The sequence below is a fragment of the Blastococcus sp. SYSU D01042 genome (assembly GCF_054050515.1).
This window is the reverse complement of the sequence record NZ_JBJGZM010000015.1, coordinates 1-22,931: the sequence shown is the minus strand read 5'-3', so window position 1 is coordinate 22,931 and position 22,931 is coordinate 1. Positions and strand designations below refer to the sequence as shown.

Below are 22,931 nucleotides of genomic sequence, written 5' to 3'. Positions count from 1 at the left end.
AACCAAGGCCAAGGCCGGTCGGAACGGGGCCGCATTGTGGGGCCACTTCTGGACCACCAATTCGCACCCCACCCGCTGGACCTACTGCACGGGGCGGCCGGGGGGAGCACCGCGCCCGGGCCGCCGTGCTGCGTCACGGGGCCGGTCCGGCGGGCGGCGCCCGGGGCCGGCCGCGACGCGAGGGGGTGACGCAGCTCACGTCATGCGCCACACTCCCTGCGCGCGCCCACGGCGCGCTCGACGACGGGCCGGTGCTGCCGGCCCGTCGTCGTGTCGGTACGCGACGAGTCGGGGAGAGCACATGCGAGGACATCGGTTCCGGCCGGGACGCCCGTGGAGGCGGGCCGCCGTCGCGGCCGGCCTGGCGGCGCTCCTGCTGGGGGGCGCGGCCTGCGGGAGCGGCGACGGGGACGGCGGGGACGTCGAGGAGGGTGCGCAGAGCGACGTCGTCGAGGCCGGTGACCCGGTCGAGGGCGGTGAGATCACCGTCGGCATCGAGGCCGAGACCAACAGCTGGCTGCCGGGGGAGGGCACCTTCAACCAGCCCGGCGTCAACATCGCGTACTCCATCTACGACCCGCTGATGCACCGCACCGAGGACGGTCAGGTCGAGCCCTACCTCGCCGAGTCGCTCGAGCCCAACGCGGAGCTCACCGAGTGGACCCTGACCTTGCGTCCCGACGTCCGGTTCCACGACGGGACGCCGCTGGACAGCCAGGCGCTCAAGACCATCTTCGACGACTACCTGAAGGCCCCGGGCTCGAACGCGGCCGCGTCACTGGCCGAGGTCACCTCGCTGGACGTGGTCGACGAGCTCACCGCCGTCTACCGGCTGTCGCAGCCGAACGCGGCGTTCCCGGAGCTGCTGGTCTCCTCGCCCGGCTGGCCGTTCTCCCCGACCGCGGCCGCGGCGGCCGGTGAGGACGCCGGCGCCAACCCGGTCGGCACCGGCCCCTTCCGCTTCGTGAGCTGGCAGCGGGACAGCCAGCTGGTGGTGGAGAAGAACGAGGACTACTGGCAGGAGGGGCTGCCGCACCTGGACCGGATCACCTTCCGGCCGATCCCGGACGAGGACACCCGCCTGGCCAGCCTGCGCAGCGGCGACATCGACGTCATGCAGTCGCTGCGGCAGAGCACCGTCATCCGGGCCCGGGACCTCGAGGGCGTGGACAACTACGAGCACCTCGGCAGCAACTCCGGCGGCGGCACGATGAACACGAGCAAGCCGCCGTTCGACGACGTCCGGGTGCGCCAGGCGCTCGCCCACGCCCTCGACCAGGAGGCGATCATCGAGGTCCTCGGCGGGGCCGGCGTGACGCCGCCGACCACGCAGTTCTACAGCGAGGACAGCCCGTACTACTCGGAGAAGGTCGCCGAGGCCTACCCGCAGTACGACCCGGAGAAGGCCCAGGAGCTCTACGACGACTACGTCAACGACCCCGACCGCTCCGACGGCAAGCCCGTGGGCGCCCCGCTGACGTTCACGTACAGCTGCCCGCCGGACCCCAGCCTCAACGAGGTCGCCCAGCTGGTGCAGTCGCTCTACGGGGCGCTCGGCGCGCAGGTGCAGCTCGAGCAGGTGGAGCAGGCCGCGTGGATCCAGAAGATGCTGGCCCGGGATTACGACGTGGGCTGCACCCGCGTGGGCGCCGACCGGGACCCCTACCTCGTGTTCGACGCGGCCTTCACCGAGGGCCCGCTGAACATGACGGCGTTCCAGAGCCCCGAGATCGACGAGCAGCTGGACATCCTGCGGACGACCACCGACCTGGAGACCCGGAAGGCCGCCGTGGAGGCCATCGGCCTGGTGCTCAACGAGAACGTGCCCAACACCTTCAGCGGCGGCACGCTGACCGTCATGGCCGCGCAGGACGCGGTCAAGAACATCGACGGCTGGGTGTTCCCGGACGGCACCCGGGGCAACGGGGCGGACGGTGCGCAGGTCATGTGGGGGCACGTCTGGCTGACCGAGTAGCGACCCTGCCGGCGCGGCGGTCCGGGGCTCCGCGAGCCCCGGGCCGCCACGCCGGTGGGCACCGGCGAGCGGGGCCGCGGAGTGCCCGGATGAGCACGCTGAGCGACGTTGTGCGCACCGCATAGTTCGGCGCCCGGCGAGAGTGGCGAGGCGCCTAGTGACGCAGCCCACTCCCGTAGGACAGACTCCCAGCACGCGCTGTGGGCGCTCGCACATCGACGCGCCGTTGGCCGGTCCGTCGCTGTGCCGGCAGGCAACATTCGAGGAGCAAATCAATGCGAGTACACCGGCGCCCGATGAGAGGTCCGTGGAAGCGAGCTCTCGCTTCCGCAGGCCTCGTGGGTCTCCTGCTCGGCACCGCCGCGTGCGGTGGCGGCGGGGACGACGGGAACGGGGACGCCGAGGCCGGTGCGGTGAGCGAGGCCGTCGAGGCCGGTGACCCGGTCGAGGGTGGCTCCATCACCGTCGGGCTCGAGGCCGAGACGAACAGCTGGATGCCCCACGAGGGGACGTTCAACCAGCCCGGCCTCAACGTCGCGTACGCGATCTACGACCCGCTGATGCAGCGCTCCGAGGAGGGGACGGTCGAGCCGTACCTCGCCGAGTCCCTCGAGCCCAACGAGGACCTGACCGAGTGGACGCTGACCCTCCGTCCCGACGTCCAGTTCCACGACGGCACCCCGCTGAACGCCGAGGCGCTCAAGACGATCTTCGACACCTACCTGAAGTCGCCGAGCTCGCGGCTGGCCGCGCAGCTGGCGCAGGTGAGCTCGCTCGACGTGGTCGACGACCTGACCGTCGTGTACCGCCTGGCCGAGACCAACGCCGCCTTCCCGGACCTCCTCGTGGGCGCCTCCGGCTGGCCGTTCTCGCCCACCGCCGCCGCGGCGGCCGGCCCCGACGCGGGCTCCCAGCCGGTCGGCACCGGCCCCTTCACCTTCGTCGAGTGGCAGCGCGACAGCCGGCTCGTCGTCGAGAAGAACGCGAACTACTGGCAGGAGGGCAAGCCCTACCTCGACGAGATCGTGTTCCGGCCGATCCCCGACGAGGACACCCGCCTGGCCTCGCTGCAGTCCGGTGACATCGACGTCATGCAGTCGCTGCGGCAGAGCACGGTCATCCGCGCCCGCGAGCTGGACGGCGTCAACAACTTCGAGCACCTGGGCAGCAACTCCGGCGGCCTGACGCTGAACACGAGCATCGCGCCGTTCGACGACATCCGCGTCCGCCAGGCACTGGTGCACGCCGTCGACCAGGAGGCCCTCATCGAGGTCCTCGGCGGTTCCGGCGTCACGCCCCCGCAGACGCAGTTCTGGAGCCCGGACAGCCCCTGGTACTCGGAGGAGGTCGCCGAGTCCTACCCGGGCTTCGACCCGGAGCGGGCCCAGGAGCTGTACGACGAGTACATCAACGACCCGGAGCGCTCCGACGGCCAGCCGGTCGGCACGCAGCTGTCGTTCACCTTCCAGTGCCCGCCGGACCCCAGCCTCAACGAGCTCTCGCAGCTCTACCAGGCGCTGTGGGGCGCCCTGGGCGCGCAGGTCGAGCTGCAGCAGACCGAGCAGGCCGCCTGGATCCAGGACATGCTCGCCCGTGACTACGAGACCGGCTGCACCCGTGTCGGTGCCGACCGCGACCCCTACCTCGTGTTCGACGACGCCTTCACCGACGGCCCGCTGAACATGACGGCGTTCCAGAGCCCGGAGATCGACGCGCAGCTCGAGATCCTGCGCACCACGACGGACACCGAGGCCCGCAAGGCCGCCGTCGAGGAGATCGGGCTCATCCTGAACGAGAACGTCCCGAACGCGTTCAGCGGCGGCACCCTCACGGTGCTGGCCACCCAGGAGGCCGTCCGCAACCTCGACGGATGGACCTTCCCCGACGGCACCATGGGCAACGGGGCCAACGCCTCGACCGCCATGTGGGGCCACGTCTGGCGAGTGGAGTAGGCGCCCATGTACCTCCTCAGGAGAATCCCGTCGCTGCTGGCCACGCTGTTCGCGGTGTCGCTGCTGACCTTCCTCACCACGAGCCTGCTGCCCGGTGACCCGGCGCTGCAGATCCTGGGGGCGGAGGCGGCGACGCCCGAGGCCATCGCGGCCGTGCGGAGCGAGCTGAACCTCGACGACCCGCTGCCGATGCGGTACCTGAGCTGGATCGGCGACGCGCTGACCGGCGACTTCGGTCGCTCGTACCGGACGAACGAGCCGGTCAGCCAGGCGATCCTCGAGCGGCTGCCGGTCACGGCGGAGATCGGGATCCTGGCGATCATCATCGCGCTGGCGATCGCGATCCCGGTCGGGATGCTGTCGGCCTACCGGGCCGGCACGCGGACCGACAAGATCATCAGCAGCACGAGCTTCGGCCTCCTCGCGGTGCCGAACTTCATGGTGGCGATCTTCCTGATCCTGATCTTCGCCGTCTGGCTGGGCGTCCTGCCCGCGACGGGCTGGGTGAACTTCACCGACAACCCGGTGCAGAACCTCCGCTCGGCGTTGCTGCCGGCGTTGTCCCTGGCCATCGCGGAGATGGCGGTCTACACCCGCCTGCTCCGCACGGACATGATCGCGACCCTCCAGCAGGACTTCGTGACCATGGCCCGGGTCAAGGGCGTCTCGAACCGGCGGATCCTCTTCCGCCACGCGCTCCGCCCGTCGTCGTTCTCGCTGATGACGGTGGCCGGCGTGCAGGTCGGGGCGATCATCGGCGGATCGGTGGTCATCGAGACGCTGTTCGCCGTGCCCGGCGTCGGCCGGCTCCTGCTGGAGGCCGTGCTCGTCCGCGACCTCCTGATGGTGCAGGGCGTCGCGCTGGTGATCGCAGTCAGCTACGTCGTCGTGAACTTCACCGTCGACATCCTTTACTCGTACCTTGACCCGAGGATCTCGCATGGACGCTCTGCGGCAAGAGTCTGATCCCGTGACCGCCGTGCACGGCTCGACCGGACAGGGAGAAGCATGAGCACCCCGCTGCCCAACCTCGGCGCTCCGCACCCCGGGGCCACGTCCGAGCTGACGCCCGGCGACGGGCTGATCGAGGAGACCAGCGGCGTCGCGCCCGGCGCACCGGCTGCGAAGAAGCGGAAGAAGGGCTTCGGCGTCACCTTCTGGCTGGCCGTCGGCTGGCTGGTCGCGGTGCTGATCTGCGCGGTCTTCGCCAACATCCTGCCGGTCAAGGACCCGCTGGTCCCCGACGTCCTCAACAAGCTGGCGCTGCCCGGTGAGTCGGGCCTGCTGGGTACCGACGGCCTCGGTCGCGACACCCTGGCCCGGCTGGTCCACGGTGCCCGCGTCTCGGTCACCATCAGCGTCACGGCCGTGGCCATCGGCATGGTCGTCGGGGGCTTCCTCGGCATCATCTCGGGCTTCTTCCGCGGCAAGGTCGAGACCGTGCTCATGACGATCATCAACATCATCCTGGCCTTCCCGGCCCTGGTGCTGCTGCTGGTCCTGCTGGCCTTCGTCGGCCGCAGCCTGGTCGTCATCTCGCTGATCGTCGGGTTCCTCTCGATCCCCATCTACACCCGCGTGGCCCGGGCGACGACGCTCGCCGTGGCCGAGCGGGAGTTCGTCCGGGCCGCCCGGACGATGGGGGCCAAGAACTCCCGGGTGCTCGCCCGCGAGATCCTGCCCAACGTGGTGCTCCCGGTGGCCGCGTTCGGTCTGGTGGCGATGGGCGTGGTGATCGTGCTCGAGGGGACGCTGGCCTTCCTGGGCCTCAGCGTCCAGCAGCCGGCCCCGACCTGGGGCGGGATGATCTTCGACGGCAAGCGGTACCTCAACGAGGCCCCGCACGTCGTCCTCATCCCCTCCATCGCCATGTTCCTGACGGTGCTGTCGCTGAACCTGGTCGGCGACTCGCTCCGCACCCGCTTCGATGTCCGAGGGAGCAACCTGTGACCACCGCGCCGGTGAACGGCGGCTCGGACGAGCCGCTCCTCGAGGTCGACGACCTGCGCACCTACTTCGACACCCCGCGCGGGGTGGTGAAGGCGGTCGACGGCGTCTCCCTCCGGGTGGACCGCGGCAAGACCCTCGGCATCGTGGGCGAGTCCGGTTCCGGCAAGACCGTGCTCTCGCGGTCGATCATGCAGCTGCTGCCGAAGAACAACACGATCCGCGAGGGTGCGGTGCGCTTCGAGGGCCGTGACCTCACGGTGCTCAAGCCCAAGGAGATGCGCCGCATCTGGGGCGCCGAGATGGCGATGGTCCTGCAGGACCCGATGACCTCGCTCAACCCGGTCACCAAGATCGGCGAGCAGATCACCGAGTCCCTCGGCATCCACCTGGGCGAGAAGGGCAAGGTCGCCAAGGCCCACGCCGTCGAGCTGCTCAAGTCGGTCGGCATCCCGGCCGCCGAGCGGCGGCTCGGGGAGTACCCCCACCAGCTGTCCGGCGGCATGCGCCAGCGCGTGACGATCGCGATCGCGCTGGCCTGCGGCCCCAAGCTGCTGGTCGCCGACGAGCCCACGACGGCGCTGGACGTGACCGTCCAGCGGCAGATCCTGGACCTGCTGGAGTCCCAGCAGCACCAGCGCAACATGGGGCTGATCATCATCACCCACGACCTCGGCGTCGTCGCCGGGCGAGCGGACGAGATCGCCGTCATGTACGCGGGCCGGGTGGTCGAGCGGGCGCCCACGAAGGAGCTCTTCGCGCGCAACCGGCACCCGTACACCGAGGGTCTGCTGCGGTCGATCCCGCGGCTGCACCAGCCCAGCCACACCAGGCTGCAGGCCATCCCGGGCCGGCCGCCGGACCTGGTGGACCCGCCGGCCGGGTGCCCGTTCGCCCCGCGCTGCAACTACGCGCAGGACAAGTGCCTGACGGAGACGCCGGTGCTCGCACCGCACGCCGCCGGGCACGAGGCGGCGTGCCACTTCCCGGTCGGCACGACCGCGGGTCAGGAGGCGCTCGCGCGCAACCTGGCCGCCGGCCGCACCGCGGCCGGGACCCCCCTGGACGACACGGTCCTCGCAACGGCAGGAGCAGCCTGATGGCCGGCAGCGGCACCGCCCACCTCCGCGACCAGGGCGACATCGTCCTGCGGGTCGAGAACCTGGTGGTGGAGTTCCCGTTGGAGCGGGGGCAGAAAGTCCACGCGGTCTCCGGTATCAGCTTCGACATCGCCAAGGGCGAGACGCTGGGTCTGGTCGGGGAGTCCGGGTGCGGCAAGTCCACGACCGGGCGCGCGATCATGCAGGCGCCCCGGCCGACGTCCGGGAAGATCCTCTTCGGCGAGACCGACCTGAGCTCGCTGAACGCCGACGAGCTCCGGCGCAGCCGCACCAAGCTGCAGATGATCTACCAGGACCCGATCTCGTCGCTGAACCCCCGGCGCCGGGTGAAGGACATCGTCGCCGAGGGGCTGTCGATCTGGGAGGGCAAGGACAGCACCGACCCCCGGGTCGACCAGATGCTGGCCGAGGTCGGGCTCGATCCCGAACGGGCCGGCTCGCGCCGGCCGCACGAGATGTCGGGTGGCCAGTGCCAGCGGGTGTCGATCGCGCGCTCGCTGATCATGCGGCCCGAGGTGCTGATCTGCGACGAGCCGGTGTCCGCGCTCGACGTCTCGGTGCAGGCGCAGATCCTCAACCTGCTCGAGGACCTCAAGGCCGAGTTCAACCTGACGATGGTCTTCATCGCCCACGACCTGGCCGTGGTGAAGAACATCAGCGACCGCGTCGCGGTCATGTACCTCGGCAAGATCTGCGAGGTCGCCCCCTCCGACGCGCTGTACGCGGCGCCGGCGCACCCGTACACGGCTGCGCTGCTGGCATCCATCCCGGAGCCGGACCCGGAGGCCAAGCACGAGGACGCCGGGCTGGCGGGGGAGCTGCCCTCGCCGGTCGACCCGCCCAGCGGGTGCCGGTTCCGCACCCGCTGCCCGCGGGCGGCGGACCTGTGCGCGGTGGAGGAGCCGCAGATGCGGGAGGTCTCGCAGGGGCAGTACGTGGCCTGCCACTTCCCGCTGATCGGTGAGCAGGCCTCCGAGGGCGACCGCTCGCTCGCCTCGGCGCCCGCCTGATCGCTCGCTGCAGTCGCAGGACGTCCCGCGGCTGGGCCGACCGGATCCCCGGTCGGTCCAGCCGCGGTCGTCGTTCCGCGACCGGTGAGCTACCGCCGGCTCAGGCCCGGGCGACCCGGTCGGTGAGAGCGAGGACGTGCTCCCACGCGTCGCGGCAGGCGTCGTTCCAGTCGCTGTAGGCACGGTCGAAGAACGAGTGCGGCGCGCCGTCGTAGACGCGCGCGTCGACCTCCGCGCCGGCCGCACGCATGGTGTCGGCCAGGGCGAGCTGCTCCTCGACCGGTGTGGCCGCGTCGTCGCCCGCGATGAGCATGACCGTCGGCAGGTGCGCGCGGCCGGCGGCGTCACCGACGAGCGCGGGGCGTCCGTAGAACCCGGCGCACCCGGCCAGGTCCAGGTCCCCGCCGGACTGGCGCCAGGAGTGGCTGCCGCCGAAGCAGAAGCCGACGGTGACCACCGGCAGGTCCGCGCCGTGCCGTTCGCGCAGCGCGGCGACCGCCGCCACGATGTCGGCGTCGACGCCCTCGGACGTGGTCTGCGGGATGTGCTCCTTCCAGCCGAAGTCCTCGCCTCGGGTGCCGCCCTCGGGCAGGCCGGCCGTCCGGCCGAACCAGTCGACCGCCACCGCGGCGACGCCGGCCTCGGCGAAGCGCTCGGCCAGCGCGACGTAGTAGGGGTGCAGGCCGCGGATGTCGGGGAGCACCACCACGCCGGTCCGGGGTGACGCGGCGGGCGCGGCGTACGCGGCGGCGAAGTGGGTCCCGTCGGCCGCGGTCAGGGTGAGCGGCGCGCGCTCGCCGATCTCCCCGCTGCGCGGAGGGGCCGGTGGGCGGCTGTCGTGGTCGTGGCACATGCCCCCGTTCTAGCGGCTCGACCGGCGGCCCGCCCGGCGACCGGCTCCGGACGTGCCGCGACCCCCGGGTGGCCGGGGAGGCCGACCCGGGGGTCGCGAGGGGAGTGCCGGGCTGCTGCCGGATCAGGCGAGCAGCTTCTCCGCGACGGCGTCCCAGTGCTCGGTCGGGGTGCCGAAGAGCAGGCTCGTGGACTTCGCGCGCCGGTAGTACAGGTGGGCGTCGTGCTCCCAGGTGAACGCGATGCCGCCGTGCAGCTGGATCGAGTCCGAGGCCGCGATCCAGTAGGCCTCCGAGCAGTACGCCTTGGCCAGGTCGGCCGAGATCTCGGCGTCGTCGGCGTCCTCGGCCAGCGCCCAGAGGGCGTAGTAGGCCGCGGAGCGGGCCGACTCGACCTCGAGCAGCATGTCGGCGCAGCGGTGCTTGACGGCCTGGAAGCTGCCGACCGGACGGCCGAACTGGTAGCGCAGGTTGACGTACTCGACGGTGCGCTCGAGGCAGCGCTGCGCGCCGCCGACCTGCTCGGTGGCCAGCACGACGGTGGCGATGCGCATCAGGCGGGGGACCAGCGTCGCCGCGTCGCCCTCGGCGCCGATCAGCCGGGCCGGCGTGCCGGACAGCTCCACCTCGGCGAGCTTGCGGGTCATGTCCAGGGTGGTCAGCGCGCGGCGGGTGAGGCCGGAGGCCGAGCCCTCGACCGCGAAGACGCTCGGGCCGCCGGGGGCCTGCGCGACGACCAGCAGCAGCGTGGCCGTGGTGCCGTCCAGGACGAAGGACTTCGACCCCTGGAGGGTCCAGCCGTCGCCGGACTGCGTGGCGGTGGTCTGCAGGTTCTCCGCCGACCAGCGGCCGTCGGCCTCGGCCAGGGCGACCGTGGCGATCGTCGTGCCCTCGGCGATGCCCGGGAGGAGGTCCTCCTTGGCCTGCTGGTCGTCCGACAGCTGGAGCAGGTTCGCGGCGAGGATCGTCGCGAGGTAGGGGGCGGGCAGCAGCGCGCGGCCCATCTCCTCGAGCACCAGCGCGGTCTCCAGGATGCCGAAGCCGGAGCCGCCGAACTCCTCGGGGATCGCCAGACCCTGCAGGCCGAGCTGCTCGGCCATCTGCTTCCAGACGGCGGGGTCGTAGCCCTCCTCGGTCTCCATGAGGCGCCGGACCTCCTCCGAGGAGGCCTTGGTCTCGAGGAAGCGGCGCAGCGTCCGCCGCAGCTCCTCCTGCTCCTTGTCGAACTGCATCAGCATGGGGTGAACCTCTCAGATGTCGTGCGGACGGGACAAGATCGGGTGGTGTGCGGGCGCGGCGTCAGTTGCCGAAGTCCCATCCGCCCTCGGTGGCGTACCGGTCGAGGACGTGCTTGGCGATCAGCACCTTGTGCACCTCGTCCGGTCCGTCGGCGAGACGCAGGGTGCGCGCGCCGAGGTACATGCCGGAGAGCGGGAGGTCGCTGGAGACCCCGGCCGCTCCCCACACCTGGATGGCCCGGTCGACGACACGGGAGTACGCCGCGGGCACGAAGACCTTGATCGACGAGATGTCGGTCCGGGCGCCCCGGTCGTTGCGGGCCACCCGTTCGGCGGCCTGGATGGTCATCAGGCGGGCGGCGCTGATGTCCATGTAGCTGTCGGCGATGAACCCTTGGACGAACTGCTTGTCCTGGAGCGGCCCGCCGTGCACCGTGCGGGTGGTCGCCCGCTCGACCATCAGGTCGAAGGCGCGCCACATCTGGCCGATGGAGTTCATGCAGTGGAAGACGCGGCCGGCGCCCAGCCGGTCCTGCGCGGCCTGGTGCCCCTGGCCCACGGAGCCGAGCAGGTTCTTCGCCGGCACCCGGACGTTCTCGTAGCGGACCTCGACGTGGTCCGACGTCGGCCGGCCCCAGATGCCCACCCCGCGGACGATGTTCACGCCGGGGGCGTCGGTCGGCACGATCAGCTGCGCCATCTGGCCGCGGCCCGAGGCGGGGTCGTGGTCGGCGTCGACGACGCGGGTCATGACGATGAAGAAGTCGGCGGCGTGGCCGTTGGAGGTGAACCACTTGTGCCCGTTGAGCACCAGGTCGTCGCCGTCGCGCACCGCGGTGGTGGTGAGCGAGCGGGGGTCCGAGCCCGGGTTCTCCGGCTCGGTCATCGAGAAGCCGGACTCCATCTCGCCCTCGACGAGCGGCCGCAGCCACTGCTCCTTCTGCTCGTCGGTGCCGTACTTGAGCAGGATGGTCTGGTTGCCCGAGTTCGGGGCGACGACGCCGAACAGCGCCGCCGCTCCCATGGCGTAGGCGAGCACCTCGTTCATGTAGGCGTGGGCGAGGAAGTCCAGCCCCATGCCGCCGTACTCCTGCGGCAGGTGCGGCGCCCAGAGGCCGGCCTTGCGGACCTTCTGCTTGATCTCCTCGCGGAGCTCCTCGGCGTCGATGACCGACGGTTCGGTCTCGACCGCGCCCCCGCGCGCGGAGCGCCACAGGTTGCGCTCGTTGGGCAGGATGTCGTCGTTCACGATCTCCGCGGTGCGCATGCGGATGTCGTTGATGCGCTCGTCCAGCGTCGGGATCGGGCGGACGGTCAGCGGCATGACGGGTCCTCTCAGGCGTCCGCGCCGGCCGCGGCTGCCTGCTGGCGGAAGTTCTCCCGCAGCACGCGCTTGGACAGCTTGCCGGACGGGGTGCGGGGCAGTTCCTCGACGAAGTCGACGGTGCGCGGGCACTTGAAGTGGGCCAGCCGCTCGCGGGCCCAGGTCTGCAGCTCCTCGGCCAGCGCGGGGGAGGGCTCGTAGCCGGGCTGCAGCTCCACGACGGCCTTGACCGACTCGCCCCACTCCGGGTCGGGCACGCCGATGACGCCGACGTCGCCGATCGAGGGGTGGGTGATGAGCACGGCCTCCACCTCGGCCGGGTAGACGTTCACGCCGCCGGAGATGATCAGGTCGACGCTGCGGTCGGTGAGGAAGAGCCAGCCGTCCTCGTCGAGGAAGCCGACGTCGCCGAGGGTGTAGTAGTCGCCCTTGTAGGAGGACGAGGTCTTGGCCTCGTCGCCGAGGTAGACGAACCGGCCGGTCTCCGGCGCGCGCAGGTAGATGGTGCCGGGCACGCCCGCGGGTGCGTCCTCGCCGGCGTCGTCCAGGATGCGGATGTGGCCGGGGGAGGGGTGCCCGACGGTGCCGGGCCGGGCCAGCCAGTCCTGCGGCGACACGACGGTGCCGAAGCCCTCGGTGGCGGCGTAGTACTCCCACGCGATGGGGCCGAGCCAGTCCATGAGCGCCTGCTTGACCGGCACCGGGCACGGGGCGGCGCCGTGCCAGATGTTGCGCAGGCTGCTCACGTCGTACCGGTCTTTGACCTCCTGCGGGAGCGAGATCATCCGGTGGAACATCGTCGGCACCAGGTGCGTGTGCGTGATCCGGTGCTGCTCGATCAGGCGCAGCGTCTCCTCGGCGTCCCACTTGTCCATGAGCACGACGCCGGCGCCGCGGGACAGCGGCATGCTGAGCGAGAACAGCAGCGGTGCCGAGTGGTACAGCGGGCCGGTGACCAGGTTGAGGTCCTGCCCGGGCACGTAGGCCGACGCCGCGGCGACCAGGGTGGCCAGCTCGGAGGCGGCCGCCCCCGTGGTCGCGGCCGGCGGGCGGTGCACGCCCTTGGGCCGGCCGGTGGTACCCGAGGTGTAGGCCATGGTGCTGCCGAGGATCGGGTCCGCGATGTCCTCGGTGGACTCGGCGGCCAGCGCCTGCTCGTAGTCCTCGAAGGGCTCGGCGGTGCCGTCGACGACGAGCAGCGCCGCGGCGTCCACGCCGTCCAGCGCCTGCGCGACGGTCGCCGCGAACCGGCCGTCGACGACGACGGCGCGCGCACCGCAGTCGCGGAGGATGTAGCCGATCTCGTCGGCGGTGAGGTGCCAGTTGACCGGCGTGAGCCGCAGGCCGGTGCGCTGGGCGGCGTAGAGGGTCTCGACGAACTCGGGCCGGTTGGAGCTGATCAGGGCGATCGAGTCGCCCGCACCCAGGCCGCGGCTGCGCAGCGCACGGGCGAGCTGGTTGGTGCGGGCGTTGAGCTGGGCGAAGGTGAGGTCGGCCTGGGCGGAGCGGATCGCGGTGGCGTTCGGCTGCACGGAGGCCCAGAAGGCGCTCAGCATGCCGGTGGCGGAGGCCCGCTCGACGAGCGCGGCGGTGTCGGGTGCTGCCGGTGTCCCCTGGGACGCGGTCTCCTGGGATGCGGTGTCCTGGGACGTGGTGGGCGGCATGCTGTCTCCTGTCGAGGACGTCGGTGGCCAGACGGGGGCGCGCGCTGCGGTGTCGCGGTAGGAGTCGAGGGCGCGTTCCCAGGCGGCGAGACCCGCGCGCGCGGCGGGGACGTCGTCGGGGGACAGGTGGGTGCCGAGGTCCTGCAGCCGGGCGGCTGCGGCGGCGTCGGCCTCGGCGAGGACGCGCTCGCCGCGCTCGGTGACCACGTGGGTGACGTGCCGGCGGTCCGCCGGGTCGGTCCCGCGCTCGACCATGCCGCGGGCCACCAGCCCGTCGACCAGCGCGGTGACGCTGGGACGGCTGACCACGAGCCGCTGGGCGAGCGTGGAGGCGTTGACCGACCCCTCGGACAGCAGGCTCAGCAACCGGTACTGGGGAACGCTCAGATCGCAGCCCGCGAGGGCGACCTCCACGTGCCGGGCGAGACGGGCGACCGTCCTGGCTCCGGCCGGCGTGGCTTCGATCACAGCGGCTAACCATTCAGGGTTCGAAGTTCTTTTGCAAGGGGTTCGCCTGAGTCCCCAGCGGTGTCGCGGCGTGACGAGAGGGTGACGCAGGCCACTACGCGCCAGTAGGGTTCGCGCGTCGCGGTGATCGGGGTCGAGGGGTGGGCCGGTGCGGGCGAGCGGGCAGTCGCAGAGCAACGCCTGGCAGTGGAGCCGGACCGCCGACACGCGCCGCTCGCTGATCGCCGCGGCGGGCGAGGTGTTCGCCGCCAAGGGCTTCGCCGAGTGCAGCGTCGCCGACGTCGTCGAGCGCGCCGGGCTGAGCGTCGGCAGCCTCTACCACCACTACGGCGGCAAGTCCGAGCTGTTCCTCGCCGTCTGGGAGGACCACCAGGCGGCCTACGAGGAGGAGGCGGCCACCGCGGTCGCCGTCGCACGGCGGAACGGCCTCACGTCGCCGGCGGAGCTGTTCCTCGTGGGCGCGCGCGCCTACCTGGAGACGACGTGGGCGCGACGGGCGCTGGCCCGGCTGTTCCTGGACGGCGACGGGCCGCCGGGCTTCTTCCTGGTGCGCAGCCGGCGACGCAACGACTGGGTGCGGCAGAACGCGGTCCTGCTGGCGGTGGGGACGGGGCCGGCCGACCGGCTGCTGGTCTCCATCCTGACCGCCGCGATGGGGGAGGCGGGCCGTCAGCTCATCGGCTGCGAGACCGAGGAGCAGGCGAACGCGGTCATCGAGAGCGCGCTGGCGATCATCGCCCGGCTGTCGGATCCCCGGGCCTGACCGCCCCGCGCATCCGCCGGGTGGTCGCCCGCAGCGCGGCCAGCGAGGTCAGCACGGTGGCCGCGTTGAGCGTGATCATGGTCAGCAGGGTCCACCGGTAACCGCGCAGCAGGTCGTCCAGCCCGTCGGCCGAGACGTCGGACAAGGTGCCCGCGAACGCGTACTGCCGCAGCTCGGGCGCCAGCGGTGCGGTGAGCACCGAGAGCACCACGGCCGTGCCGACGACGAACCCGCTCTGCTGGAGCATCAGCCGCATCGCGTTGGCGATGCCCAGCCGGTCGTCCGGGATCGTCACCATGAGCGCGGTGGTGTTGGACGGCATGAACAGCCCGGATCCTGCGCCGGCGAGCACCAGCCCCGCGGCGATGGCGACGTACCCGGCCTCGGTGGCCACCGAGGTGAAGAGCACGACCAGGCCCGCCCCCGTGCAGAGGTTGCCCACCACGGCCAGGGCGCGCGGTGAGATGCGGCGCTGGAAGAACCCCGAGGACGAGGAGAAGATCAGCGTCGACACCGCCAGCGGGAGCACGCGCAGACCGGCGGTGAGCGGGTCCACGCCCTGCACGGCCTGGAAGTACAGCGAGAACAGCAGCAGCACGCCGGCCTGCGACGTCGAGTTCAGGAACGAGGCGAGCAGGCCGAGGGCGAAGGGCCGGTCGCGGAAGAGCGTCATGTCGACCAGCGGGTGGGTCACCCGGCGCTCGAAGAGCACGAACAGCGGCATGCCGAGGGTGAAGACGGCCAGGCCGCCGACGACCACCCAGCTGGTCCAGCCCAGCGTCGTCGCCTGCGACAGCGCCGCCAGGCCGCTGCCCAGCGCGACCAGGACCAGCAGGTTGCCCGGGATGTCGATGCCCTGGCGCTGCCCGGAGCGCGCGACGCGGGGGAGCGCCCACGCGCCCCAGGCCAGGCACAACAGCCCGATCGGCACGTTGAACCAGAAGACCCAGCGCCAGCCGGCGTGCTCGGCGAGCACCCCGCCGACCGTGGGGCCCAGCAGCTGGGCGACCGAGAACGAGGCCAGGTAGATGCCCATGCCCTGGCCGAGCCGGGCGCGGGGGAAGGCGGCGGTGACCAGCGCGGCGCTGTTGGTCAACAGCATCGCCGCGCCCGCGGCCTGCAGCACGCGCAGCCCGACCACGGTCCAGGCGTCGGGGGCCAGGCCGCACAGGAAGCTGGCGAGGGTGAAGGTCGCCAGCCCCGTCAGGTACATGGAGCGGCGGCCGAACATGTCGGCCAGCCGGCCGAAGAAGATCATCAGGACCGTGTTGGCGAGCATGAAGGCCAGCAGCATCCAGCTGGCCGCGGTCGCGCTGGCGTCGAAGTGCCGCACGACGGTCGGCAGCGCGACGTTGAGCGCGCTGCCGGACATGCCGGAGAAGATGCTGGCGAGGCTGACGACCGACAGCGTCCGCCAGGCCTCGCGCATGACCGCGCGTCCGTCGGGCGCCTCGACGGCGCCGGCCTCCTCGGAGGTCGTGGAGGGCGGTGGGGCCACCTCGCTGCTGGGCGTCCGCGCGTCGGTGGCCATGCGTCCCCTCGGAGCTCGTCGGGTCGCCTCACGGCGGCCGGCCGGTTGACGCCGGCAATCCTGGAACGGGATTCTACGGCCACCCGACCAGAAGGAGGCTGCCTGATGCAGTCGGACGAGCAACGCGTGGTCATCGTGACGGGAGCGGCGCGTGGCATCGGCCGCGGTCACGCCCTGGAGTTCGCGCGGCACGGCTACGCCGTCGTCGTCAACGACCTGGGGGCGGAGGTGGACGGCACGGGCGGCTCGACCGGGCCCGCGGGCGAGGTCGTCGACGAGATCCGCGCCCTCGGCGGCCAGGCGATCGCCAACGGCGACGACGTATCGGACTTCGCCGCCGCCGAGCGGCTCGTGCGGTCGACGATCGACCACTTCGGCCGGCTGGACGTGCTGGTCAACAACGCCGGCATCCTGCGCGACCGGATGCTGGTGAACATGTCCGAGCAGGAGTGGGACTCGGTGATCCAGGTCCACCTCAAGGGCACGTTCGCGCCGCTGCGCCACGCGGCCGCCTACTGGCGGGAGGAGCACCGCGCCGGGCGGCCGGTGGACGCGCGGGTCATCAACACGACGTCGTCGTCCGGGATCTACGGCAACCAGGGGCAGTCGAACTACGGCGCGGCCAAGGCCGGGATCGCGGCCTTCACGGTCATCACCGCCATGGAGCTGGGCCGGTACGGCGTCACGGTGAACGCGGTGGCCCCTGCGGCGCTGACCCGCATGACGGAGAACCTGCGGCCGGACCGCGAGAAGCCGGACCCGGAGCAGTTCGACCCCTCCGCGCCGGACAACATCGCCCCGCTGGTCGTGTGGCTCGCCGGGCCGGCGGCGCGCGAGGTCACCGGCCGGGTGTTCAACGTGCGCGGTGGTGCGATCAGCGTCGCCGAGGGCTGGCAGGCCGGTCCGGGTGTGGACAAGGGGGCGCGCTGGACGACCGAGGAGCTCGACGACGTGCTCCCCGGCCTGGTCGCGAAGGCGGCGCCCAACGCCGACCAGCGCGGCATCCGCCCCGCCGCGGGCTGACCCGCACCGCTCGTCCGCGGCCGGCCGGAGGCGTTCCGCGCCCCGGCCGGCTGCGGCACACTCCGCGTGTGGACGACGTCGGCGTCGCGTGGGGCCCGCTGCCCGGGGTGCCCGGCGTGCTCGTGCGCCGGGCCGAGCTCGCGGACCTGCCGGACCTGGTGGCGCTGCTCGCCGACGACCCGCTCGGCGCGGTGCGCGAGTCCGCCGACGGCGACCTCGAGCCCTACCGGCGGGCGTTCGCGCTCGTGGACGCCGACCCGGCGCACCTCCTGGTGATCGCGGTGGCCGGGGCGGAGGTGGTCGGCACGCTGCAGGTGTCCTTCCTACCCGGGCTGTCGCGCCGCGGAGCGCTGCGGGCGCAGTTGGAGGGGGTGCGGGTGCGCGCCGGCCGGCGTCGCGCCGGGCTCGGGGAGGCGCTGATCCGCTGGGCGGTCGAGGAGAGCAGGCGTCGCGGGTGCGCGCTGGTGCAGCTCACCACCGACCGGGCGCGCCCGGAGGCGCACCGCTTCTACGAGCGTCTGGGCTTCGAGGCCTCGCACGTGGGCTACAAGCTGGCGCTCGACGGCCCTAGGGTGGGCCCGTGACCAGCGAACCGGCCGATCCCGGCCTCCTCGAGGTGGCCCGCCGGATGTTCGACCTGGCCCGCTTCGGACACACCGACGAGCTGATGTCCTACATCGACCGGCGGGCGCCGGTGAACCTCACCAACGAGAAGGGCGACACGCTGCTGCTCCTCGCGGCCTACTACGGGCACGCCGAGACGGTGGCCGCCCTGCTCTCGCGGGGTGCCGACCACGCCCGGGTCAACGACAAGGGGCAGACGGCGCTGGCCGCAGCGGTGTTCAAGCAGTCCGCCGACACGGTCGCCCACCTGCTCGCCGCCGGTGCCGACCCGGACCTGGGCGGGCAGAGCGCCCGGGCTACCGCGCAGTTCTTCGACCTCACGGCGATGACCGAACTCCTCGACGCCCCTCGTTGAGCCTTCCGGATGCCGGCGCTGCCTCAGAACGGTGGCTCGTCCTCCGGGCCTGACGGAGCCGGCGCGGGAGCGGGGAGGGCTGCCTGCTCGCGGGGGTCGCGCAGGCCGGGTGGTCGGGTGGTGCGGGTGGTGCCGGTCGGGGTGGTGACGGCCAGGGTGCCGTCGGGTTGCAGCTCGAAGCGCCAGCCGCGGGCGAAGGTCTTGAGCCGGTGGTGGGTGCGGCACAGGCAGCAGAGGTTGGTGCAGGTGGTGCGCCCGCCGCGGTCGTAGGCGGTGACGTGGTCGGCGTCGGTGCGTGCGGCGGGCTGGGGGCAGCCGGGGTGGCGGCAGGTGCGGTCGCGTTGGGCGAGGAAGCGGCGTTGTGCGGCGGTGGGGGTGTAGCCGGCCGCTTCGGCGGGTGGCCCGGTGATCGGGCAGGCGCAGTCGGCGATGCCGCCGTGCTGCCCGCAGCCGCGTGCGGCCAGGCGCGCGAGTTCGGTGTCGGTGAGGGTGGCCTGCAGGGCGCCGTGGTCGTCGGTGAGGGCGAGGGTGAGGCTGCCGCCGGGCGGGGCCTGGGCGCCGAGTGCTTCGAGCTGGCCGAGCAGTTCGCGCAGGTGGGCGGCGGTGATCGGGGTGCCGCCGACGGCGGGGGGTGACTCACCGGCCGCGGCCCGCTCGACCCGGTCGGCGGTCCTTTCGGCGCTGCGTGCCCGGCCGGGCTGCAGCGCGGACAGGGGCGCGGTGAGGGTCAGGTGCCCGGTGACCGGGGGCCGGGTGGTGTCCCAGGGGCGCAGCACCAGGGCGGCGTGGGCTTCGGCGCGCAGCAGGTCGATGGGCCGGTCGTCTCCGCCGGTGCGGGCGAGCTGGGCGGCCTGGTCGATGGTGGACCACATCGCTGCGGCCACCGGTGCGGGTAGCTCGGTGGTGAGCGCTGACATGCCGTCGGCGGTCGGGTGGAGCCGCACCGCGGCGCGGCGCTCGGCGGCGATCCGGCGTCGTTCGGCGAACTCCTCGTCGGCGGCGATCGCGGCGGCGACGAGCCGGTTGCGCAGCCCACCCGAGGACAGGCCGGCCGCCAGTGGCAGCACCGCGGGCACCACCACCGCCACCACCTCCTCCGACGCGGTGCCCAGCACGTCGGCGAACACCCGCGCCCGGTACCAGTCCAGCCGCCCGGCGGCGCACGCGGCGAGCACCGCCGGCATCCGCTCCACCACCTGGTGGGCGTCGCCCAGCAGGTCGGCGGCGAACCGGCGCCCGCAGTTGAGCACCAGCGCCACCTCCTCGGGCAGGAACTCACTGGTGCCCGGCACCGGCGACCCCGGACCCCGCCGCCCCGCACCCGGATGCCCGGGTGGCGGGTCGTCGGCATCCGGGCGGGCCGCGGCCAGGGCCATCAGCAGCTCCGCCTCGTAGGCGGCCTCCATCGCCTTACGCGCCTGCACCCGGCCCAGCTCGGCCGCCACCTCGGCGGCGGTCATCACCTGCACCGGCAGCCTCGACAGCTTGGGTTCCCGCTCCAGAGCCCGACCCAGCAGCACGCCCTCGATCAGCGAACGAGCACCTGCGGCCACCGGCATGCACCGAACATCGTTCGAGGTATGACACTTCCCGCGCGCGCAGCTGCGGGCAGGAGCGGTGCGCCGCGCCCGGCATGGGTGCACGATCACGGGGTACGGGGCGCCCGTCCGAGGAGGGGGAGCGCGGTGGTGCGACCGGAGGTGCACGGCAGCGGCCGGGAGGCGGCGCGCGTGCTCCGGCCCACCGATGAACCCGACGAGCCGGTCGACTTCGCCGGGCCGGTCGCGCCCGACATCGCCGAGCGGGCCGACATCGCCGAGCCGGCCGACATCACCCAGCCGGCCGACGACACCGGGCCGGCGCCGGTCTCCCAGCCAGACCCTGCGGGCGCCGTCCCCGCGACGGAGGCCGTGAGCGCCTCGCCCACCGGGCTGCCCCGCTGGCTGCTGCTCCTGGCCGGGTTGGCGGCGGGGACGATCGCGATCGCCGGCCTGCGCGCGGTCGCCTGGCTGGCCGCGCCGATCCTGCTGGCGCTCGTCGTCGTCGTGGGCCTCATGCCGGTCTCGAGCTGGCTGCGCCGCCACGGCGCGCCGCGCTGGGTGGCGACGACGGTGCTGCTGCTCCTGGTCTGGGCGGTGCTGCTCGGCTTCGTCGCCCTGCTGGTGGCCAGCGTCGCCCAGCTGGCCGCGCTGCTCCCCGACTACGCCGGCCGCGCCGAGGAGCTGCTCGACGGGGTCGTCGACGACCTCAACGACGCCGGACTGGTCTCCGGTCAGCTCTCCGACCTGGTCGAGCAGATCGACTACGGCCAGGTCGTCGGCCTGGCGACCGGCCTGCTCGGCCGGCTCACCGCCGCGGCCAGCACGCTGATCCTGCTGCTCTCCGCGCTGGTGTTCATGGCCATCGAGTCCAGCGGCTACGGCCGGCGGCTGGCCGCCATCGCCCAGGAGCGCCCGCACCTGCCGGTCGCCTTCAACCTCTTCGCCCAGGGCACCCGCAGCTACCTGCTGGTGAGCACCGTGTTCGGGGCCATCGTGGCGATCGGGGACGGGATCGCCCTGGCCATACTCGGCGTGCCGGCCGCGCCGCTGTGGGGGTTGCTGGCCTTCATCACCAACTACGTGCCCAACATCGGCTTCGTGCTGGGCGTCGTCCCACCGGCCCTCCTCGGGCTGCTCGCGGGCGGCTGGGGCGAGCTGATCGCCATCGTGGTCATCTACACGTTGCTCAACTTCGTCGTGCAGACGCTCATCCAGCCGCGCTTCGTCGGGGACTCCGTCGGGCTGTCGATGACCGTCACGTTCATCGCGCTGCTGTTCTGGGGCTGGGTGCTCGGCGCGCTCGGGGCGCTGCTGGCCATCCCGCTCACCCTCCTGGTGAAGGCCTTCCTGGTCGACGTCGACCCGCGCGGCCACTGGCTGGACGCACTGCTGCGCGAGGAGCCGCGCGCGCCCCGGACCTCGCGCGCCCGGCGCCGGATGCACGCGCGCCGCTCGGCGCTTGCCTCGGTCCGGCGGCTGCACCACCCGCGCCGGCCGGTGGCCGAGCAGGCTGCGGCGCCCGTCGGCGAGGCAGCGACGTCGGCCGGCGACGCGCCGGCGCCCGACCCGCGCGACCCCGCCCGCTGACGTGCCGCAGGAGCTCGTCGTCATGGTCGGCCTGCAGGGCGCCGGGAAGTCGACCTGGGTGGCGGAGGCGCTGTCCGCCACGCACGCGGTCGTGAGCAAGGACCACTGGCCACGTGCGCGGCACCGCGAGGCCCGCCAGCGTCGGGTCGTCGCCGGCCTGCTCGCCGAGGGGCGCAGCGTGGTCGTGGACAACACGAACCCCTCCGCCGCCGAACGCGCCACCCTGGTCGCCGCGGCACGGGACGCCGGGGTCTCCGCGCGGGCGGTGTGGGTGGACACGCCTCTGGCGGTGTGCCTGGCGCGCAACGCGCAGCGGCCGGAGCACTGCCGGGTGCCGCTGGTCGGCGTGCACGCCGCGGTGGCCCGCTTCGAGTCCCCGAGCACCGCCGAGGGGTTCGCCCGGGTCGACGTCGTCCGGTCGCCACCGGGACCGCTGCATGCGCCCGCCGGCCCGGTGCTGTAGACACGGCCACGCCCTGTCCCGGTCCCACCGCTCCCTCCGGAGGTCCTCCTCGTGCTGGCCAGCATCGGCTACGCCGCCGCCTACACGGGCGTGGGCATCGCGCTCCTGGTGCTCGGGTTCGTGGCGCTCGACCTCCTCACGCCCGGCCACCTCGGCCGGCACATCTACCAGGAGGGGTCGGTCAACGCGGGGATCGTGCTGGCCGCCGGCTTCCTCGGCCAGGGCGCGATCGCGTTCACCACCATCTGGACCAACGCGACCGACGGCTTCGGCCAGGCGCTGTGGTGGACGGTCGTCTTCGGCGTCCTGGGCGTGCTGCTCCAGGCGGTGGCCTTCCTCGTGCTCAACCTGGTCACGCCAGGATCGCTCGGGTCGGCGCTGGTCCAGGTGCGCTTCCACCCGGCCAGCCTGGTGAGCGCCGCGGGCCAGCTCGCGGTGGCCGCGATCATCGTCGCCTCGATCTGGCCGTAGCGGCCGCCCCCGCCCCGTGTGACGGCCAGCTCACCGGGTGGCCGTAAGGTGCCGGGCAGGTGCCGCTCCCCTCGGTCGGGACGACGGCAGCAGCAGACCTGACGAGAGGAAAGTCCATGAGCGAGGCAGTCAACAACCGCGTGGCGATCGTGACCGGCGGTGCGCGCGGCATCGGTGCCGCCACGGCGCAGCGGCTGGCCAAGGACGGCTTCGCCGTCGCGGTCCTCGACCTCGACGAGGCGTCGGCCAAGAACACCGTCGACGCCATCGAGGCCGCCGGTGGCAAGGCGCTGGCCGTCGGGGCCGACGTCAGCGACGCCGAGCAGGTCCAGGCTGCCGTCGACCGCATCGCCGCCGAGCTCGGCCCGCCGGTCGTGCTGGTCAACAACGCCGGCGTGCTCCGCGACAACATGCTGTTCAAGATGTCGGACTCCGACTGGGACATCGTCATGAACGTGCACCTGCGCGGTGCCTTCCTCATGTCGCGTGCCGCCCAGAAGCACATGATCGAGGCCAAGTGGGGCCGGATCGTGAACCTGTCGTCCACCTCGGCGCTGGGCAACCGCGGCCAGGCCAACTACTCGACGGCCAAGGCCGGCCTCCAGGGCTTCACCAAGACCCTGGCCATCGAGCTCGGCAAGTTCGGCGTCACCGCCAACGCCATCGCCCCCGGCTTCATCCAGACCGAGATGACCAAGGCGACTGCCGACCGCATGGGCATCCCCTTCGACGACTTCATCAAGGGTGCGGGCGCCTCGATCCCGGTGGCCCGCGTCGGCCAGCCCGAGGACATCGCGCACCTCGTGTCCTTCTTCGTGAGCGAGGGCGCCGGCTTCGTCTCCGGCCAGGTCGTCTACGCCGCGGGTGGCCCGAAGGCCTGAGCAGGGACCCGCGCACCGCGCGGGGAGCACGACCGGGGGGGGGGGGCCCGGGGGGGGGCCGCCCCCCCGCCCCCCGCCGCGGCCAAACCGCGGCGCCCCCCCGCCCGTCTTCCCCACGGGGCCGCGCCCGCCGACCCCCCCC

At 72.8% G+C, this 22,931-nt stretch carries 20 protein-coding genes; 14 read left to right on the top strand and 6 right to left on the bottom strand.

The window, feature by feature from the left end; genetic code table 11:
• Nucleotides 1-301: 301 nt before the first annotated feature.
• The 6 genes from ACI79H_RS19190 (at nt 302) to ACI79H_RS19165 (ending at nt 8,005) form a co-directional block, all read left to right on the top strand.
• Entirely contained in the window at nt 302-1,975 is a 1,674-nt protein-coding gene (locus tag ACI79H_RS19190) for an ABC transporter substrate-binding protein (protein ID WP_456556023.1), read from the top strand.
• Nucleotides 1,976-2,313: 338 nt separating this feature from the next.
• Nucleotides 2,314-3,927, top strand: coding sequence for an ABC transporter substrate-binding protein (locus ACI79H_RS19185; RefSeq protein ID WP_456556022.1), 1,614 nt, complete (start codon nt 2,314-2,316; stop codon nt 3,925-3,927).
• A gap of 6 nt (nt 3,928-3,933) precedes the next feature.
• Nucleotides 3,934-4,893, top strand: a complete 960-nt coding sequence (locus tag ACI79H_RS19180; protein ID WP_456556021.1) for an ABC transporter permease — start codon at nt 3,934-3,936, stop codon at nt 4,891-4,893.
• Nucleotides 4,894-4,935: 42 nt separating this feature from the next.
• Nucleotides 4,936-5,877 (top strand): ABC transporter permease, encoded by a 942-nt coding sequence (locus ACI79H_RS19175; protein WP_456556020.1) that lies wholly within the window; start codon nt 4,936-4,938, stop codon nt 5,875-5,877.
• On the top strand, nt 5,874-6,974 hold the full coding sequence (locus ACI79H_RS19170) for an ABC transporter ATP-binding protein (protein ID WP_456556019.1): 1,101 nt from the start codon (nt 5,874-5,876) through the stop codon (nt 6,972-6,974). The genes ACI79H_RS19175 and ACI79H_RS19170 overlap by 4 nt, the downstream gene beginning before the upstream one ends.
• Nucleotides 6,974-8,005, top strand: coding sequence for an ABC transporter ATP-binding protein (locus ACI79H_RS19165; protein ID WP_456556018.1), 1,032 nt, complete (start codon nt 6,974-6,976; stop codon nt 8,003-8,005). Before ACI79H_RS19170 ends, ACI79H_RS19165 begins: the two co-directional genes overlap by 1 nt.
• A gap of 100 nt (nt 8,006-8,105) precedes the next feature.
• Here the strand turns inward: ACI79H_RS19165 and ACI79H_RS19160 are convergent, their stop codons facing one another.
• From ACI79H_RS19160 to ACI79H_RS19145, 4 genes are all read right to left on the bottom strand, one after another.
• Nucleotides 8,106-8,858, bottom strand: a complete 753-nt coding sequence (locus ACI79H_RS19160; protein ID WP_456556017.1) for a dienelactone hydrolase family protein — start codon at nt 8,856-8,858, stop codon at nt 8,106-8,108.
• 123 nt (nt 8,859-8,981) lie between these two features.
• Entirely contained in the window at nt 8,982-10,094 is a 1,113-nt protein-coding gene (locus ACI79H_RS19155) for an acyl-CoA dehydrogenase family protein (protein WP_456556016.1), read from the bottom strand.
• Between the two features lie 61 nt (nt 10,095-10,155).
• Nucleotides 10,156-11,418, bottom strand: coding sequence for an acyl-CoA dehydrogenase family protein (locus ACI79H_RS19150; RefSeq protein ID WP_456556015.1), 1,263 nt, complete (start codon nt 11,416-11,418; stop codon nt 10,156-10,158).
• A gap of 11 nt (nt 11,419-11,429) precedes the next feature.
• Nucleotides 11,430-13,550, bottom strand: a complete 2,121-nt coding sequence (locus tag ACI79H_RS19145) for an AMP-binding protein (RefSeq protein ID WP_456556014.1) — start codon at nt 13,548-13,550, stop codon at nt 11,430-11,432.
• A 148-nt stretch (nt 13,551-13,698) separates the two neighbouring features.
• Between ACI79H_RS19145 and ACI79H_RS19140 the strand changes: the two genes are divergently transcribed.
• Nucleotides 13,699-14,313, top strand: coding sequence for a TetR/AcrR family transcriptional regulator (locus ACI79H_RS19140; protein ID WP_456556013.1), 615 nt, complete (start codon nt 13,699-13,701; stop codon nt 14,311-14,313).
• On the opposite strand, the gene ACI79H_RS19135 is transcribed toward ACI79H_RS19140, so the two are convergent.
• Nucleotides 14,282-15,844 carry an MFS transporter gene (locus ACI79H_RS19135; protein WP_456556012.1) on the bottom strand — a complete coding sequence of 521 codons (1,563 nt, stop codon included), beginning with the start codon at nt 15,842-15,844 and terminating at the stop codon, nt 14,282-14,284. The two genes, ACI79H_RS19140 and ACI79H_RS19135, sit on opposite strands and share 32 nt — an antisense overlap.
• A 105-nt stretch (nt 15,845-15,949) precedes the next feature.
• On the opposite strand from ACI79H_RS19135, the gene ACI79H_RS19130 reads away from it, so the two are divergent.
• The 3 genes from ACI79H_RS19130 to ACI79H_RS19120 all read left to right on the top strand — a co-directional run bounded on the left by ACI79H_RS19130 (nt 15,950) and on the right by ACI79H_RS19120 (nt 17,846).
• On the top strand, nt 15,950-16,867 hold the full coding sequence (locus tag ACI79H_RS19130; protein ID WP_456556011.1) for an SDR family oxidoreductase: 918 nt from the start codon (nt 15,950-15,952) through the stop codon (nt 16,865-16,867).
• 68 nt (nt 16,868-16,935) lie between these two features.
• Nucleotides 16,936-17,451: a GNAT family N-acetyltransferase gene (locus ACI79H_RS19125; protein ID WP_456556010.1), complete on the top strand. Its 516-nt coding sequence runs from the start codon at nt 16,936-16,938 to the stop codon at nt 17,449-17,451.
• Nucleotides 17,448-17,846 (top strand): ankyrin repeat domain-containing protein, encoded by a 399-nt coding sequence (locus ACI79H_RS19120; protein WP_456556009.1) that lies wholly within the window; start codon nt 17,448-17,450, stop codon nt 17,844-17,846. Before ACI79H_RS19125 ends, ACI79H_RS19120 begins: the two co-directional genes overlap by 4 nt.
• Before the next feature lie 23 nt (nt 17,847-17,869).
• Here ACI79H_RS19120 and ACI79H_RS19115 read toward each other — a convergent pair whose 3' ends face one another.
• A complete protein-coding gene (locus ACI79H_RS19115; RefSeq protein ID WP_456556008.1) occupies nt 17,870-19,405 on the bottom strand; it encodes a DUF222 domain-containing protein in 1,536 nt (511 codons plus the stop codon).
• 126 nt (nt 19,406-19,531) lie between these two features.
• Between ACI79H_RS19115 and ACI79H_RS19110 the strand changes: the two genes are divergently transcribed.
• The 4 genes from ACI79H_RS19110 to fabG all read left to right on the top strand — a co-directional run bounded on the left by ACI79H_RS19110 (nt 19,532) and on the right by fabG (nt 22,789).
• A complete protein-coding gene (locus ACI79H_RS19110; protein ID WP_456556007.1) occupies nt 19,532-20,974 on the top strand; it encodes an AI-2E family transporter in 1,443 nt (480 codons plus the stop codon).
• 1 nt (nt 20,975) lies between these two features.
• A complete protein-coding gene (locus ACI79H_RS19105) occupies nt 20,976-21,437 on the top strand; it encodes an AAA family ATPase (protein ID WP_456556006.1) in 462 nt (153 codons plus the stop codon).
• A 51-nt stretch (nt 21,438-21,488) separates the two neighbouring features.
• Nucleotides 21,489-21,908 carry a DUF350 domain-containing protein gene (locus ACI79H_RS19100; protein ID WP_456556005.1) on the top strand — a complete coding sequence of 140 codons (420 nt, stop codon included), beginning with the start codon at nt 21,489-21,491 and terminating at the stop codon, nt 21,906-21,908.
• Between the two features lie 116 nt (nt 21,909-22,024).
• Nucleotides 22,025-22,789, top strand: coding sequence for a 3-oxoacyl-ACP reductase FabG (gene fabG, locus ACI79H_RS19095; protein ID WP_456556004.1), 765 nt, complete (start codon nt 22,025-22,027; stop codon nt 22,787-22,789).
• The last annotated feature ends 142 nt before the right edge of the window (nt 22,790-22,931 follow it).